The sequence below is a fragment of the Janthinobacterium sp. SUN026 genome, assembly GCF_030397625.1.
Taxonomy (GTDB): domain Bacteria; phylum Pseudomonadota; class Gammaproteobacteria; order Burkholderiales; family Burkholderiaceae_D; genus Janthinobacterium; species Janthinobacterium kumbetense.
The window spans coordinates 285,876-298,507 of the sequence record NZ_JAPQNU010000003.1 but is presented as its reverse complement, the minus strand read 5'-3'; the positions used below and the strand labels follow the sequence as shown (position 1 = coordinate 298,507).

26 protein-coding genes are annotated in these 12,632 nt (G+C 53.7%); all 26 read left to right on the top strand.

The window, feature by feature from the left end; translation table 11 throughout:
- Positions 1-183 precede the first annotated feature (183 nt).
- The 26 genes from OX459_RS16120 (at position 184) to rpsK (ending at position 12,376) form a co-directional block, all read left to right on the top strand.
- Positions 184-372 carry a hypothetical protein gene (locus tag OX459_RS16120; protein ID WP_289905794.1) on the top strand — a complete coding sequence of 63 codons (189 nt, stop codon included), beginning with the start codon at positions 184-186 and terminating at the stop codon, positions 370-372.
- A 366-nt stretch (positions 373-738) separates the two neighbouring features.
- Positions 739-1,395: a 50S ribosomal protein L3 gene (gene rplC, locus OX459_RS16115; protein ID WP_010394393.1), complete on the top strand. Its 657-nt coding sequence runs from the start codon at positions 739-741 to the stop codon at positions 1,393-1,395.
- A gap of 3 nt (positions 1,396-1,398) precedes the next feature.
- Positions 1,399-2,019, top strand: a complete 621-nt coding sequence (rplD, locus tag OX459_RS16110) for a 50S ribosomal protein L4 (protein ID WP_034753197.1) — start codon at positions 1,399-1,401, stop codon at positions 2,017-2,019.
- Positions 2,016-2,333, top strand: coding sequence for a 50S ribosomal protein L23 (gene rplW, locus OX459_RS16105; protein ID WP_010394398.1), 318 nt, complete (start codon positions 2,016-2,018; stop codon positions 2,331-2,333). The genes rplD and rplW overlap by 4 nt, the downstream gene beginning before the upstream one ends.
- Positions 2,333-3,160: a 50S ribosomal protein L2 gene (gene rplB, locus OX459_RS16100; RefSeq protein ID WP_034753198.1), complete on the top strand. Its 828-nt coding sequence runs from the start codon at positions 2,333-2,335 to the stop codon at positions 3,158-3,160. Before rplW ends, rplB begins: the two co-directional genes overlap by 1 nt.
- Before the next feature lie 10 nt (positions 3,161-3,170).
- Positions 3,171-3,446, top strand: a complete 276-nt coding sequence (rpsS, locus tag OX459_RS16095) for a 30S ribosomal protein S19 (RefSeq protein ID WP_008444295.1) — start codon at positions 3,171-3,173, stop codon at positions 3,444-3,446.
- Complete coding sequence (rplV, locus tag OX459_RS16090) at positions 3,443-3,775, top strand: 50S ribosomal protein L22 (protein WP_170840583.1); 333 nt, start codon at positions 3,443-3,445, stop codon at positions 3,773-3,775. The genes rpsS and rplV overlap by 4 nt, the downstream gene beginning before the upstream one ends.
- Positions 3,776-3,784: 9 nt before the next feature.
- On the top strand, positions 3,785-4,609 hold the full coding sequence (rpsC, locus tag OX459_RS16085) for a 30S ribosomal protein S3 (RefSeq protein WP_034753199.1): 825 nt from the start codon (positions 3,785-3,787) through the stop codon (positions 4,607-4,609).
- A 2-nt stretch (positions 4,610-4,611) separates the two neighbouring features.
- Positions 4,612-5,031, top strand: coding sequence for a 50S ribosomal protein L16 (gene rplP / locus OX459_RS16080; RefSeq protein WP_034753201.1), 420 nt, complete (start codon positions 4,612-4,614; stop codon positions 5,029-5,031).
- 12 nt (positions 5,032-5,043) lie between these two features.
- Positions 5,044-5,235, top strand: a complete 192-nt coding sequence (gene rpmC, locus OX459_RS16075; RefSeq protein ID WP_010394412.1) for a 50S ribosomal protein L29 — start codon at positions 5,044-5,046, stop codon at positions 5,233-5,235.
- Complete coding sequence (rpsQ, locus tag OX459_RS16070) at positions 5,232-5,504, top strand: 30S ribosomal protein S17 (protein WP_010394415.1); 273 nt, start codon at positions 5,232-5,234, stop codon at positions 5,502-5,504. Before rpmC ends, rpsQ begins: the two co-directional genes overlap by 4 nt.
- A gap of 253 nt (positions 5,505-5,757) precedes the next feature.
- Entirely contained in the window at positions 5,758-6,126 is a 369-nt protein-coding gene (rplN, locus tag OX459_RS16065; RefSeq protein WP_008444317.1) for a 50S ribosomal protein L14, read from the top strand.
- Between the two features lie 9 nt (positions 6,127-6,135).
- Entirely contained in the window at positions 6,136-6,450 is a 315-nt protein-coding gene (rplX, locus tag OX459_RS16060; protein ID WP_034753204.1) for a 50S ribosomal protein L24, read from the top strand.
- Between the two features lie 6 nt (positions 6,451-6,456).
- On the top strand, positions 6,457-6,996 hold the full coding sequence (rplE, locus tag OX459_RS16055; RefSeq protein ID WP_010394421.1) for a 50S ribosomal protein L5: 540 nt from the start codon (positions 6,457-6,459) through the stop codon (positions 6,994-6,996).
- A gap of 2 nt (positions 6,997-6,998) precedes the next feature.
- Positions 6,999-7,304, top strand: a complete 306-nt coding sequence (gene rpsN / locus OX459_RS16050) for a 30S ribosomal protein S14 (RefSeq protein ID WP_010394423.1) — start codon at positions 6,999-7,001, stop codon at positions 7,302-7,304.
- Between the two features lie 14 nt (positions 7,305-7,318).
- The gene (gene rpsH, locus OX459_RS16045) at positions 7,319-7,714 is read left to right on the top strand and encodes a 30S ribosomal protein S8 (protein ID WP_034753208.1); all 396 of its coding nucleotides are present in this window, start codon (positions 7,319-7,321) and stop codon (positions 7,712-7,714) included.
- Positions 7,715-7,724: 10 nt separating this feature from the next.
- Positions 7,725-8,258, top strand: a complete 534-nt coding sequence (gene rplF / locus OX459_RS16040) for a 50S ribosomal protein L6 (protein ID WP_034778281.1) — start codon at positions 7,725-7,727, stop codon at positions 8,256-8,258.
- Between the two features lie 13 nt (positions 8,259-8,271).
- Positions 8,272-8,634 carry a 50S ribosomal protein L18 gene (rplR, locus tag OX459_RS16035; RefSeq protein WP_010394431.1) on the top strand — a complete coding sequence of 121 codons (363 nt, stop codon included), beginning with the start codon at positions 8,272-8,274 and terminating at the stop codon, positions 8,632-8,634.
- A gap of 9 nt (positions 8,635-8,643) precedes the next feature.
- Positions 8,644-9,162 (top strand): 30S ribosomal protein S5, encoded by a 519-nt coding sequence (gene rpsE / locus OX459_RS16030; RefSeq protein ID WP_010394433.1) that lies wholly within the window; start codon positions 8,644-8,646, stop codon positions 9,160-9,162.
- Positions 9,163-9,172: 10 nt separating this feature from the next.
- Positions 9,173-9,352, top strand: a complete 180-nt coding sequence (gene rpmD, locus OX459_RS16025) for a 50S ribosomal protein L30 (RefSeq protein ID WP_010394435.1) — start codon at positions 9,173-9,175, stop codon at positions 9,350-9,352.
- Between the two features lie 30 nt (positions 9,353-9,382).
- Positions 9,383-9,814, top strand: a complete 432-nt coding sequence (gene rplO, locus OX459_RS16020; protein ID WP_034753211.1) for a 50S ribosomal protein L15 — start codon at positions 9,383-9,385, stop codon at positions 9,812-9,814.
- Positions 9,815-9,846: 32 nt separating this feature from the next.
- Entirely contained in the window at positions 9,847-11,181 is a 1,335-nt protein-coding gene (gene secY, locus OX459_RS16015) for a preprotein translocase subunit SecY (RefSeq protein WP_010394438.1), read from the top strand.
- Positions 11,182-11,199: 18 nt separating this feature from the next.
- Positions 11,200-11,418, top strand: coding sequence for a translation initiation factor IF-1 (gene infA / locus OX459_RS16010; protein WP_005663428.1), 219 nt, complete (start codon positions 11,200-11,202; stop codon positions 11,416-11,418).
- A gap of 42 nt (positions 11,419-11,460) precedes the next feature.
- The gene (gene rpmJ, locus OX459_RS16005; protein ID WP_010394471.1) at positions 11,461-11,574 is read left to right on the top strand and encodes a 50S ribosomal protein L36; all 114 of its coding nucleotides are present in this window, start codon (positions 11,461-11,463) and stop codon (positions 11,572-11,574) included.
- A 14-nt stretch (positions 11,575-11,588) separates the two neighbouring features.
- Positions 11,589-11,954 carry a 30S ribosomal protein S13 gene (rpsM, locus tag OX459_RS16000; protein ID WP_046681666.1) on the top strand — a complete coding sequence of 122 codons (366 nt, stop codon included), beginning with the start codon at positions 11,589-11,591 and terminating at the stop codon, positions 11,952-11,954.
- A gap of 17 nt (positions 11,955-11,971) precedes the next feature.
- Positions 11,972-12,376, top strand: a complete 405-nt coding sequence (rpsK, locus tag OX459_RS15995; protein ID WP_010394475.1) for a 30S ribosomal protein S11 — start codon at positions 11,972-11,974, stop codon at positions 12,374-12,376.
- The last annotated feature ends 256 nt before the right edge of the window (positions 12,377-12,632 follow it).

Sequence of the window (12,632 nt, the reverse complement as noted above, 5' to 3'; positions counted from 1 at the left end):
GCTGGCTTTTTATTTGGCGCCGGAAAAACGCGGCGCCGTTAATTGGTAGCTGGTTGGTATTGTTTACGGTATTCTATTGGCATTGCTTTTTAAGTAATGGCGGTGCCGCGGCGCCTGCCCGGGGCGGTGCGAGGGTGGCGTGTCGTCCTGGTTGTTCTTCCATCTGATAAACGGAGATGAACTATGATCAAGAAGACGATGGCTTTCCTATTTGCGCTGGGTATGAGCGCCTCGTATGCCATGGCTGGCAATGATTGCACGCTGGAGTGCGCCATCCGGGCCAATACGTGCTCGGGCGGCATGCCCGGTTCGGCCTCGAGCCCTATCTGTGAGATGATCTACAAGCATTGCATCGAGCAGTGCAAGGTCTGAGCTGAGCCGCCCACAAGGGGGCGCCAAGCCTGATTCATGAGGGAAAGAGGGCGCGTACGCCGTGTATGCGCCCTTGTTGTTTCTGCAGTTGCCAGTGACTTGCCGCCGAGGGCGCCCGGTGCGCCAGGGCGCATGCCGCCGTGCATTGTGCCCGTTAAGTTGCCTTACGGCAGGGTTTTTCAGGCGCGCCGACAACTCCTGCAGGGGCGTCGCGCAACACTTTGACATACCTCGTGTTAACTTGTTGCGTCAAGGGTTTTTGTGCTATATACTAGCCGGCTTCGGTATGGATTCGTCTTTTTTGAGTCCTACGTTACTTTGTAGTTAAACAAGCCCCGCCCAATCGCAGGTGGGAATGGAGAAAAAATGAGCCTAGGCCTTCTCGGTCGCAAGGTTGGTATGATGCGCATTTTCACGGATGAAGGGGATTCGATTCCTGTCACCGTGTTGGACGTATCGAACAACCGTGTTGCGCAAATCAAAACCCCTGAAACAGATGGTTACTCCGCTGTTCAGGTCGCATTCGGTCAACGTCGCGCTTCCCGCGTGACCAAAGCTGTTGCTGGTCATCACGCTAAAGCTGGTGTTGAAGCCGGTACTCTGTTGAAAGAGTTCCGCGTTGACGCTGCTAAAGCCGCTGAACTGAAAGCTGGCGATGTTGTCGCTGCTTCCCTGTTCGAAGTCGGTCAAAAGATCGACGTGCAAGGCGTTACCATCGGTAAAGGCTATGCAGGCGTTATCAAACGTTACCACTTCGCTTCTGGCCGTGCAACGCACGGTAACTCGCGTTCGCATAACGTTCCAGGTTCCATCGGTATGGCACAAGATCCAGGTCGCGTTTTCCCTGGTAAGCGCATGACCGGTCATCTGGGTGACGTTAACCGTACGATCCAGAACCTCGTGATCGCCCGTATCGATGCCGACCGTCAGCTGTTGCTGGTCAAAGGCGCGATTCCAGGTGCGAAAAATGGCCAGGTAGTTGTCTCGCCAGCCATCAAAACCAAAGCCAAGAAGGGAGCTTAAACGATGGAACTCAAGCTTCTGAATGCGCAAGGTCAAGCCGCCTCGAACGTTGCTGCAGCCGATACGATTTTCGGCCGTGACTACAATGAAGCGCTGATCCACCAAGTCGTCATCGCTTATCAAGCGAATGCACGTAGTGGTAACCGCAAGCAAAAAGACCGTGAAGAAGTTCATCACACGACGAAAAAGCCATGGCGCCAAAAAGGTACCGGCCGCGCTCGTGCTGGTATGTCGTCGTCGCCACTGTGGCGCGGCGGTGGTCGGATTTTCCCGAACTCGCCTGACGAAAACTTCACCCACAAAGTGAACAAAAAAATGTATCGCGCAGGTATCTGCTCGATCCTGTCGCAGCTGGCTCGCGAAGAGCGCCTGATCGTCATCGACGATCTGACGATCGACGCGCCAAAAACCAAGCTGCTGTCGCAAAAATTGAACGGCCTGGGCTTTGATTCGGTTCTGATCATCACCGACGTTCTGAACGAAAACCTGGAACTGGCATCGCGCAACCTGCCTAACGTACTCGTCGTTGAGCCACGTCACGCAGACCCGATGTCCCTGGTGTTCTACAAGAAGATCCTGGTCACCAAAGCTGCATTGGCCAAGATTGAGGAGATGCTGGCATGAGCGCGATTTTGAAACATAGCGAAGAACGCTTGATGAAGGTGCTGTTGGCGCCCGTGATTTCCGAAAAGGCCACCATGGTCGCGGAAAAGAACGAGCAAATTGTATTCCGCGTATTGCCGGATGCAACCAAGCCTGAAATCAAGGCAGCGGTCGAACTGCTGTTCAAGGTTGAAGTTCTGTCCGTGCAAACTGCAAACCGCGAAGGTAAGCAAAAGCGCACCGGCAAGTTCAACGGTCGTCGTAACCATACCAAGCGTGCTTTCGTGTGCCTGAAGCCTGGCCAGGAAATCAACTTCTCCGAGGAGGCTGCATAATGGCACTCGTTAAGATGAAACCAACCTCGCCAGGCCGTCGCGGCATGGTAAAGGTGGTGAATGCCGACCTGTACAAAGGTCGTCCGTTCGCTGCCCTGGTTGAAAAGAAATCCAAGACCGCTGGTCGTAACAACAACGGTCACATCACCACCCGTCATATCGGTGGTGGTCATAAGCAACACTATCGCTTGATCGACTTCAAGCGCACCAAAGATGGTATTCCAGCGAAAGTGGAACGTATCGAATACGATCCAAACCGCACCGCGAATATCGCTCTGTTGTGCTACGCCGACGGCGAACGTCACTACATCATCGCAACCAAAGGCATGGCCGTTGGCGACAGCGTGATGAACGGTTCGGAAGCACCGATCAAATCGGGTAACTGCTTGCCAATCCGTAACATCCCAGTCGGTACCGTGATGCATTGCGTCGAAATGCTGCCAGGTAAAGGTGCCCAAATGGCACGTACCGCCGGCGCTGGCGTTGTGCTGATGGCGCGTGAAGGTACCTACGCTCAAGTGCGTCTGCGCTCGGGCGAAGTACGTCGCGTGCACATCGAGTGCCGTGCAACGGTTGGTGAAGTCGGCAATGCCGAGCACAGCCTGCGTAAAATCGGTAAAGCTGGTGCGATGCGCTGGCGCGGTGTTCGTCCTACCGTTCGCGGTGTGGTCATGAACCCGGTCGATCACCCGCACGGTGGTGGTGAAGGTAAAACAGCAGCTGGTCGTCATCCAGTTTCGCCTTGGGGCCAACAGACTAAGGGTAAGAAGACACGCAGCAACAAGCGTACTACTTCCATGATCGTCTCGCGCCGCGGCAAGAAATAAGGGGTAGCACATGACACGTTCATTGAAAAAAGGGCCGTTCTGTGACGCCCACCTGGTGAAAAAAGTTGAAGCCGCGCAAGCAGCCAAAGACAAAAAGCCAATCAAAACCTGGTCGCGTCGTTCGACAATCATGCCTGACTTCATCGGCCTGACGATCGCGGTGCATAACGGCAAGCTGCACGTGCCGGTTTATGTTTCCGAAAACATGGTTGGTCACAAGCTCGGCGAATTCGCACTGACCCGTACGTTCAAGGGCCATGCAGCTGACAAAAAGGCTAAGAAATAATGGAAACTAAAGCTATCCTCAAAGGTGTGCGCCTGTCGGACCAAAAGGGCCGCCTGGTTGCTGACCTGATCCGTGGCAAGAAAGTTGACGCTGCACTCAACATCTTGCAATTCAGCCCGAAAAAAGGTGCTGCGATCATCAAACGCGTTCTGGAATCCGCTATTGCGAATGCCGAGCACAATGATGGCGCGGACATCGACGAATTGTTCGTGAAAACGATCTACGTCGAAAAGGGCCCCGTCCTGAAGCGCTTCACCGCGCGTGCAAAAGGCCGTGGCGACCGTATTTCGAAACAATCCTGTCACGTTTACGTGACTGTCGGTAACTAAGGAGCCACGATGGGTCAGAAAATTCATCCAACCGGTTTCCGTCTGGCGGTCACCCGTAACTGGGCTTCGCGCTGGTATGCAGGCAACGGTAATTTCGCTGCCATGCTGAACGAAGACTTGAAAGCACGTGCTTACCTGAAAAAGAAACTGAAGAACGCTTCCGTTGGCCGCATCGTTATCGAGCGCCCAGCCAAGAACGCGCGCTTCACGATCTACAGCTCGCGTCCAGGCGTGGTCATTGGTAAAAAAGGCGAAGACATCGAAGTACTGAAGTCCGCGCTGACCAAGATCATGGGCGTGCCTGTTCACGTGAACATCGAAGAAATTCGCAAGCCAGAAATCGACTCGCAACTGATCGCCGACTCGATCGCTCAGCAGCTGGAAAAACGGATCATGTTCCGCCGCGCCATGAAGCGTGCAATGCAAAATGCAATGCGCCTGGGTGCTCTCGGTATCAAGATCATGTCGTCCGGCCGTTTGAACGGTATCGAAATCGCACGTAAAGAGTGGTACCGCGAAGGCCGCGTGCCTCTGCATACCCTGCGCGCCGATATCGACTACGGTACCAGCGAAGCGTCGACCACCTACGGCATCATCGGTGTCAAGGTGTGGGTATACAAAGGTGACCGCGCGCCTAACGGCGATGCACCAGTCATCGATACCCCAGCTGACGAGAAGAAAAGCCGCGGCCCACGCCGTGACGATGGCAAGCCAGCTGGCCGTCCACGTCCAGCCGGTGCCGGTGCGAAACCATCCACAGCACCAGGTGCACGTGTGCGTACCGCCGCTAAACCGGCCGCCGCAGCAGCACCAGCTGAGAAAGCAGGAGAATAATCATGCTGCAACCAGCACGCAGAAAGTATCGTAAAGAGCAGAAAGGCCGTAATACCGGTATTTCGCACAGCCGCGGCACCGCCGTGTCGTTTGGCGAATTCGGTCTGAAGGCAGTTGCGCGCGGTCGTATCACTGCGCGTCAAATTGAAGCGGCGCGTCGTGCAATGACGCGTCACATCAAGCGCGGTGGCCGTATCTGGATCCGTATTTTCCCGGACAAACCGATTTCGAACAAACCGGCTGAAGTCCGTATGGGTAACGGTAAAGGTAATCCTGAGTACTACGTCGCTGAAATTCAGCCAGGCAAAGTACTGTACGAAATGGATGGCGTTGATGAAGCGCTGGCACGGGAAGCATTCCGTCTTGCCGCCGCTAAACTGCCACTGGCGACGACGTTTGTCATCCGCCAAGTCGGCCAATAATTGGAGTTGTATATGAAAGCATCTGAACTCCGCGGCAAGGACCAGCCAGCTCTGCAAAAAGAGCTGAATGACCTGTTGAAGGCACAGTTCGGCCTGCGCATGCAAATCGCTACGCAGCAGCTGAGCAACACTTCGCAGCTCAAGAAGGTACGCCGCGATATCGCGCGTGTGAAGACGGTAATGAATCTGAAGGAAGCCAAATGAACGAACCAGTGAAACAGTCGCTCAAGCGCACGCTGATCGGTAAAGTGGTTTCGGACAAGATGGACAAGACCGTTACCGTTCTGATCGAGCGCCACGTAAAACATCCTTTGTATGGCAAGATCATCATGCGTTCGAACAAGTATCACGCGCATGACGAGACCAACCAAGTCAAGGCCGGTGACACGGTCGAGATCCAGGAAGGTCGCCCGATCTCCAAAACGAAGGCATGGACGGTGACACGTGTGGTTCAAGCCGCACCAACCGTTTAAATAAAAACCACCGTTTCGGCGGTGGCTTTTAATTAGTACTTGCAGGCCCGCAAATTGTATGTAATACTTGCGGGCTTCGTTCATGTAACGCCGCAAAGTGTCTGGCCACAGACAGTAGCATTCGCGGTCAGTTGATGTATGAAGGTCATGCACCCAAACAGTGAAGCCCAGCAGGGCGGCTCTGGCGGGACCAAGACTGACCGTGGGTCTACATTGTGTGGATTCTTCGGCTTAAGTTGGGAAAGAGAATACTATGATTCAAACTGAAAGCCGGCTCGAAGTGGCTGACAATACCGGTGCTAAAGAAGTAATGTGCATCAAGGTATTGGGCGGCTCCAAGCGCCGTTATGCTGGCATTGGCGATGTGATCAAGGTAACCGTTAAGGTTGCTGCGCCACGTGGCCGTGTCAAAAAAGGTGAAATTTATAACGCCGTGGTTGTGCGCACCGCTAAAGGTGTTCGCCGCCAAGACGGTTCCCTGGTGAAGTTCGACGGCAATGCCGCCGTTCTGTTGAACGCCAAGCTGGAACCGATCGGTACCCGTATTTTTGGACCTGTCACGCGCGAACTGCGCACTGAGAAGTTCATGAAAATCGTGTCCCTGGCACCGGAAGTCCTGTAAGGAGTCGTAATGGATAAGATTCGTAAAAACGACGAAGTCATCGTTCTGACCGGGAAAGACAAGGGCAAACGTGGTGTGGTACAGCAGCGTATCGATGCTGAACATATCGTGGTTGACGGCATTAACATCGCAAAAAAAGCGACTAAGCCAAACCCGATGACTGGCGTAACTGGTGGTATCGTCGATAAGACCATGCCAATTCACGTGTCCAACGTTGCATTGTTTAATGCAGCGACTGGCAAGGCAGATCGCGTGGGTTTCAAAGAAGTGGACGGCAAGAAAGTTCGCATCTTTAAATCCTCCGGCGAAGTAGTGAAGGCTTAAGAAATCATGGCACGTCTCCAAGAATTCTATAAAGAAAAAGTCGTTGCCGACCTGACCAGCAAGTTTGGTTACAAGTCGGTAATGGAAGTTCCACGCCTGACCAAGATCACCCTGAACATGGGTGTTGGTGAGGCTATCGCGGATAAAAAAGTTCTCGAGCACGCAGTTGCTGACTTGACCAAGATCGCCGGCCAGAAGCCAGTGACCACCAAGTCCCGCAAAGCGATCGCAGGCTTCAAAATCCGTGAAGGTTACCCGATCGGTACGATGGTCACCCTGCGCGGCGCTCGCATGTACGAGTTCCTGGATCGCTTCATTACCGTGGCTCTGCCGCGCGTACGCGATTTCCGTGGTGTGAATGGCCGTGCATTTGATGGTCGTGGCAACTACAACATCGGTGTCAAGGAACAGATCATTTTCCCTGAAATCGAATACGACAAGATTGACGCGTTGCGCGGTATGAATATCAGCATCACGACAACCGCTAAGACCGATGACGAAGCCAAAGCTTTGCTCGCCGCCTTTAAATTCCCTTTCAGGAACTGATCATGGCCAAACTGTCACTGATTAATCGTGAGATCAAGCGTGCTGACCTGGTGGCGAAATTCGCCCCTAAGCGCGAAGCTCTCAAGGCCATCGTCGATGACCAATCGAAATCGGAAGAAGAGCGCTACGAAGCTCGCCTGAAACTGCAGGCGCTGCCACGTAACTCGAACCCGACGCGTCAACGTAACCGTTGCGCCATCACTGGTCGTCCGCGCGGCACATTCCGTAAATTCGGTCTGGGTCGTATCAAGCTCCGTGAATTCGCCATGCGTGGTGAAATTCCGGGTATGACAAAAGCAAGCTGGTAATAGGAGAATATGCAATGAGTATGAGCGATCCTATCGCCGATATGCTGACCCGCATTCGCAATGCACAAGGCGTGCAAAAGACGACCGTGGCCATGCCATCGTCGAAAGTCAAAATTGCGATTGCCAGCGTCCTGAAGGACGAGGGTTACATTGAAGATTTCGCTGTTGCCGAAGCTGGTGGCAAAGCGGAACTGAAAATCGGTTTGAAGTATTATGTTGGCCGTCCCGTCATTGAGCGCTTGGAGCGCGTGTCCCGTCCGGGTCTGCGCGTCTACAAGGGTAAAGACGAGATCCCTGTTGTGATGAATGGCTTGGGTGTGGCGATCGTGTCGACTCCGCAAGGCGTCATGACTGACCGCAAAGCACGCGCTACCGGTGTCGGCGGCGAAGTTATTTGCTACGTGGCTTAAGGAGTTACACATGTCTCGAGTAGCTAAAATGCCTATCGTAGTGCCAGCTGGCGCCGAAGTCGCCATCTCCGCACAAGCGATCACCGTAAAAGGCCCGCTGGGCGTACTTTCCCAGGCCCTCACCGGCCAGGTCAAAGTGGAAAACAATGCAGGAACCCTGAGTTTCGACGTGGCGAACGACAGCCGCGAAGCCAATGCCATGTCCGGCACGCTGCGCGCACTGGTCAACAACATGGTTGTTGGCGTCACCAAGGGTTTCGAGAAAAAGCTGAACCTGGTAGGCGTGGGTTACAAGGCGCAAGCTCAAGGCGACAAGCTGAATCTGTCCCTGGGTTTTTCGCACCCTGTAGTGCATGACATGCCAGCTGGCGTTACCTGCGCAACACCAACCCCGACCGAGATCCTGATTAAAGGTATCGACCGTCAACAGGTTGGCCAGGTAGCCGCTGAAGTTCGTGCTTACCGCGCTCCTGAGCCTTATAAAGGCAAGGGCGTTCGCTATGCGGACGAAGTGGTTAAGCTTAAAGAAACCAAGAAGAAGTAATTAGGGGCTGACGATGGATAAGAAAGAATCACGGCTTCGCCGCGGACGCCAAACCCGCATCAAGATTGCGGAATTGAAAGTAAATCGCTTGTCGGTGCATCGCACCAACCTGCACATTTACGCCAACCTGATCAGCCCGGACGCTAAAGTCCTGGTTTCGGCCTCGACGGCTGAAGCGGAAGTTCGCGCTGAACTGGCAGGCCAATCCGGCAAAGGCGGCAATGCCGCTGCTGCAGCCTTGATCGGCAAGCGCGTCGCTGAAAAAGCGTTGAAAGCAGGGATTACCGAAGTTGCGTTTGACCGCTCCGGTTTCCGTTACCACGGCCGTGTGAAAGCGTTGGCAGAAGCCGCACGCGAAGCCGGTCTGAAGTTCTAAGGATCAATCATGGCAAAAATGCAAGCAAAAATGCAAAGCGACAAGCCGGATGATGGCATGCGCGAAAAAATGATCGCGATCAACCGCGTGACCAAAGTGGTCAAGGGTGGTCGTATCATGGGTTTCGCCGCGCTGACCGTAGTTGGTGATGGCGATGGCCGCGTCGGCATGGGCAAGGGCAAATCGAAAGAAGTGCCAGTTGGCGTGCAGAAGGCAATGGAAGAAGCCCGTCGCAACCTGATCAAAGTACCGCTCAAAAACGGTACCTTGCATCACACGGTTGTTGGTCGTCACGGCGCCTCCAAGGTCCTGATGAACCCAGCTAAGCCTGGTACTGGCGTTATCGCTGGTGGCGCAATGCGCGCTATCTTCGAAGTGATGGGCGTGACGGACGTGGTGGCGAAATCCACCGGTTCGAACAACCCATACAACCTGGTACGCGCTACGCTGGACGGCCTGTCGAAAATGAGCACTGCTTCCGATATCGCTGCCAAACGCGGCAAGTCGGTCGAAGACATTCTGGCTTAAGGTGGACAAAATGACAAACACAGTCAAAGTGCAATTGGTCAAGGGCTTGATCGGTACGCGCGAATCGCATCGCGCTACCGTGCGCGGTCTGGGTCTGCGTCGTGTAAATTCGGTTTCCGAATTGCAAGACACCCCATCCGTACGCGGCATGATCAATAAAGTATCGTATCTCGTTAAAGTTGTCGGGTAAGCCTTCGGGCTTACACGAACGGAGCAAATCATGGAATTGAATACTATTGCACCAGCCGAAGGCGCTAAGCACTACAAGCGTCGCGTCGGTCGCGGTATCGGCTCCGGCCTGGGTAAAACCTCGGGTCGTGGTCACAAAGGTCAGAAATCGCGTTCGGGCGGCTTTCATAAAGTCGGTTTCGAAGGCGGTCAGATGCCTCTGCAACGCCGTCTGCCTAAGCGCGGTTTCAAATCGATGCACGCAACCTTCAAAGCTGAAGTGCGCCTGTCCGATCTGAACAACCTGGCTGTTGGCGATGTCGACATTCTGGTCTTGAAGCAAGCTGGCGTTCTGGGCGTGTTGGCCCGTGACGTGCGCGTGATCTTGTCCGGCGAAATCACCAAAGCGGTGAATTTGAAGGGCTTGAAAGTGTCCGCTGGCGCGAAAGCAGCCATCGAAGCAGCCGGCGGCTCGGTAGCCTGAGTTGACCGCTAACAGCTTGATCGGAGCGAAAATTGGCGACTAATCCACAACTTGCTAAAAGTGCAGCGGCCGGTTTCCCTTGGGGACGGCTCTGGTTTTTGCTTGGCGCATTGGTGGTTTATCGTATCGGTGCTCACGTCCCGGTTCCCGGGATTGACCCGACACAATTAGCCTCGCTGTTCAAGGAGCACGAAGGCGGCGTCCTGGGCATGTTCAACATGTTCTCGGGCGGTGCCTTGTCTCGTTTTACAGTGTTTGCGCTGGGTATCATGCCTTATATCTCGGCCTCGATCATCATGCAATTGCTGTCGATCGTGTCACCGCAGATGGAAGCGTTGAAAAAAGAAGGCGAAGCAGGTCGTCGCAAGATCACCCAGTACACCCGGTATTTCACGGTTGCCCTGGCACTGTTCCAAGCGTTAGGCATTGCAGTCGCACTGGAGTCGCAAGCTGGTCTGGTGTTGGAACCTGGTCTTGCATTCCGCTTCGTGACGGTCGTCACTTTGTTGACCGGAACAATGTTTTTGATGTGGTTGGGTGAGCAAATTACCGAGCGTGGTTTGGGTAATGGCATCTCGATCATCATTTTTGCCGGGATTGCAGCAGGTCTGCCGTCGGCGTTGGGTGGCTTGTTCACTCAGGTGTCGAATGGTTCGATCGGCAGCTTCAGCGCGATTTTCATCGTGATCCTGGTAGCACTGGTAACGTACTTCGTTGTATTCGTCGAACGTGGTCAGCGCAAAATATTGGTCAATTACGCGAAGCGCCAGGTAGGCAACAAGATTTATGGCGGTCAAACCAGCCATTTGCCGTTGAAGCTGAACATGGCCGGCGTGATCCCGCCGATCTTTGCTTCTTCGATCATCTTGTTCCCGGCCACTATCGTGGACTGGTTTTCAAAGGGCGCCGACAACGCTAACCCTGCGGTGCGGTTCTTGAAAGATTTGGCAGCATCGATGGGGCCTGGTGAGCCTATCCATGCGCTGTTGTACGCAGTGGCGATCGTGTTTTTCTGTTTCTTCTATACAGCGCTGGTCTTTAACAGCAAGGAAACAGCGGATAACTTGAAGAAAAGCGGTGCGTTCATTCCCGGGATCCGTCCAGGCGAACAGACAGCCCGTTACATCGACAAGATCCTGACACGCTTGACACTTGCCGGCGCAGTCTACATCACCCTGGTGTGTTTATTGCCGGAATTTATGCAAGCCCAGTGGAAAGTACCATTCTATTTCGGCGGTACTTCTTTATTGATTATTGTAGTTGTCACCATGGATTTCATGGCGCAAGTACAGAACTACGTGATGTCGCAGCAATATGATTCACTGCTGCGCAAAGCAAATTTCAAGGGCGGAATTCCGACGCGTTAAGCGCGGTAAACATACCGAATGGCAAAAGACGACGTCATACAGATGCAGGGCGAGATTCTTGAGAATCTCCCAAATGCAACATTTCGAGTGAAGCTGGAGAACGGACACGTGGTGCTCGGGCATATTTCAGGTAAAATGCGGATGAACTATATTCGCATTCTCCCTGGAGACAAGGTGACGGTGGAGTTAACGCCGTACGACCTGAGCCGAGCCCGCATTGTGTTCCGTACCAAGTAACACACTGAATCAAACCAAAGAAGCGAAAGAAAGAGCCCAAAAATGAAAGTTCTCGCATCAGTCAAGCGGATCTGCCGCAACTGCAAGATCATCAAGCGCAAAGGCGTAGTCCGCGTTATCTGCGTGGAACCACGTCACAAGCAGCGTCAAGGTTAATCGAGGAATAACAAATGGCACGTATTGCAGGGGTTAATATCCCAAATCATCAGCATACCGTTATCGGCCTGACGGCCATCTACGGTGTGGGCCGTCCACGCGCAGAGAAAATCTGTGCATCGACCGGTGTAGCAACCAACAAAAAGATCAAAGATCTGGATGACAGCGAACTGGAAAAGCTGCGCGATGAAGTAGGTAAATTCATCGTCGAAGGCGATCTGCGTCGTGAACTGTCCATGAACATCAAGCGTTTGATGGATCTGGGTTGCTACCGCGGCATGCGTCATCGTAAGGGTCTGCCTTGCCGTGGCCAGCGTACGCGTACGAACGCACGTACCCGCAAGGGACCGCGTAAAGCCGCTCAATCGCTGAAAAAATAATCCGCTAGGGAATAATTATGGCTAAGTCGCAAAATAACGCCGCATCAGCACGCGTGCGTAAAAAAGTTAAAAAGAACGTCGCTGAAGGCATCGCACATGTCCACGCTTCGTTCAATAACACCATCATTACCATCACCGATCGTCAAGGCAATGCCTTGTCGTGGGCTACCTCCGGCGGTGCAGGCTTCAAGGGTTCGCGTAAATCGACCCCATTCGCAGCGCAGGTCGCCGCGGAAGCCGCTGGTAAAGTGGCTGTTGAGTGTGGCGTGAAGAACCTGGAAGTACGTATCAAGGGCCCAGGTCCTGGTCGTGAATCCGCCGTTCGCGCGCTGAACAACCTGGGCATCAAGATCACCGAGATCCAGGACGTGACGCCGGTACCGCACAACGGTTGCCGTCCACCGAAACGTCGTCGTATCTAAGATAGTGTTGCAGAGGGCGCTTCGGCGCCAGCTGCTTTGCTGTCTGTTGTAACTCAGTACAGTTGTGTGAAAACGCTGGAGCAGGGAGCCGGAAACGGTTATACTGCCCGGCTGTTCTTGCCTGTCAAATTCTGTTTGACGGGTTTTTCGTTTTCAGCCACCGTCTGATTGAAACCAAATCAGACTAGCGCCTAACCGCATCAGTGTGTTTGATCATGCATGTGGCTGGGGCGTTATCATTTAAAAAAAGGAAGTA

Coding starts and splice junctions, on each gene's coding strand:
- rplW (WP_010394398.1), top strand. CDS start 2,016: ATGAGCGCGATTTTGAAACATAGCGAAGAACGCTTGATGAAGGTGCTG.
- rplP (WP_034753201.1), top strand. CDS start 4,612: ATGCTGCAACCAGCACGCAGAAAGTATCGTAAAGAGCAGAAAGGCCGT.
- rpsM (WP_046681666.1), top strand. CDS start 11,589: ATGGCACGTATTGCAGGGGTTAATATCCCAAATCATCAGCATACCGTT.
- OX459_RS16120 (WP_289905794.1), top strand. CDS start 184: ATGATCAAGAAGACGATGGCTTTCCTATTTGCGCTGGGTATGAGCGCC.
- rpsE (WP_010394433.1), top strand. CDS start 8,644: ATGGCAAAAATGCAAGCAAAAATGCAAAGCGACAAGCCGGATGATGGC.
- rpsN (WP_010394423.1), top strand. CDS start 6,999: ATGGCCAAACTGTCACTGATTAATCGTGAGATCAAGCGTGCTGACCTG.
- rplN (WP_008444317.1), top strand. CDS start 5,758: ATGATTCAAACTGAAAGCCGGCTCGAAGTGGCTGACAATACCGGTGCT.
- rpmD (WP_010394435.1), top strand. CDS start 9,173: ATGACAAACACAGTCAAAGTGCAATTGGTCAAGGGCTTGATCGGTACG.
- rpsC (WP_034753199.1), top strand. CDS start 3,785: ATGGGTCAGAAAATTCATCCAACCGGTTTCCGTCTGGCGGTCACCCGT.
- rplE (WP_010394421.1), top strand. CDS start 6,457: ATGGCACGTCTCCAAGAATTCTATAAAGAAAAAGTCGTTGCCGACCTG.
- rplB (WP_034753198.1), top strand. CDS start 2,333: ATGGCACTCGTTAAGATGAAACCAACCTCGCCAGGCCGTCGCGGCATG.
- rplC (WP_010394393.1), top strand. CDS start 739: ATGAGCCTAGGCCTTCTCGGTCGCAAGGTTGGTATGATGCGCATTTTC.
- rpsH (WP_034753208.1), top strand. CDS start 7,319: ATGAGTATGAGCGATCCTATCGCCGATATGCTGACCCGCATTCGCAAT.
- rplF (WP_034778281.1), top strand. CDS start 7,725: ATGTCTCGAGTAGCTAAAATGCCTATCGTAGTGCCAGCTGGCGCCGAA.
- rplO (WP_034753211.1), top strand. CDS start 9,383: ATGGAATTGAATACTATTGCACCAGCCGAAGGCGCTAAGCACTACAAG.
- rpsS (WP_008444295.1), top strand. CDS start 3,171: ATGACACGTTCATTGAAAAAAGGGCCGTTCTGTGACGCCCACCTGGTG.
- rplR (WP_010394431.1), top strand. CDS start 8,272: ATGGATAAGAAAGAATCACGGCTTCGCCGCGGACGCCAAACCCGCATC.
- infA (WP_005663428.1), top strand. CDS start 11,200: ATGGCAAAAGACGACGTCATACAGATGCAGGGCGAGATTCTTGAGAAT.
- rplD (WP_034753197.1), top strand. CDS start 1,399: ATGGAACTCAAGCTTCTGAATGCGCAAGGTCAAGCCGCCTCGAACGTT.
- rplX (WP_034753204.1), top strand. CDS start 6,136: ATGGATAAGATTCGTAAAAACGACGAAGTCATCGTTCTGACCGGGAAA.
- rpsQ (WP_010394415.1), top strand. CDS start 5,232: ATGAACGAACCAGTGAAACAGTCGCTCAAGCGCACGCTGATCGGTAAA.
- rpmC (WP_010394412.1), top strand. CDS start 5,044: ATGAAAGCATCTGAACTCCGCGGCAAGGACCAGCCAGCTCTGCAAAAA.
- rpsK (WP_010394475.1), top strand. CDS start 11,972: ATGGCTAAGTCGCAAAATAACGCCGCATCAGCACGCGTGCGTAAAAAA.
- rpmJ (WP_010394471.1), top strand. CDS start 11,461: ATGAAAGTTCTCGCATCAGTCAAGCGGATCTGCCGCAACTGCAAGATC.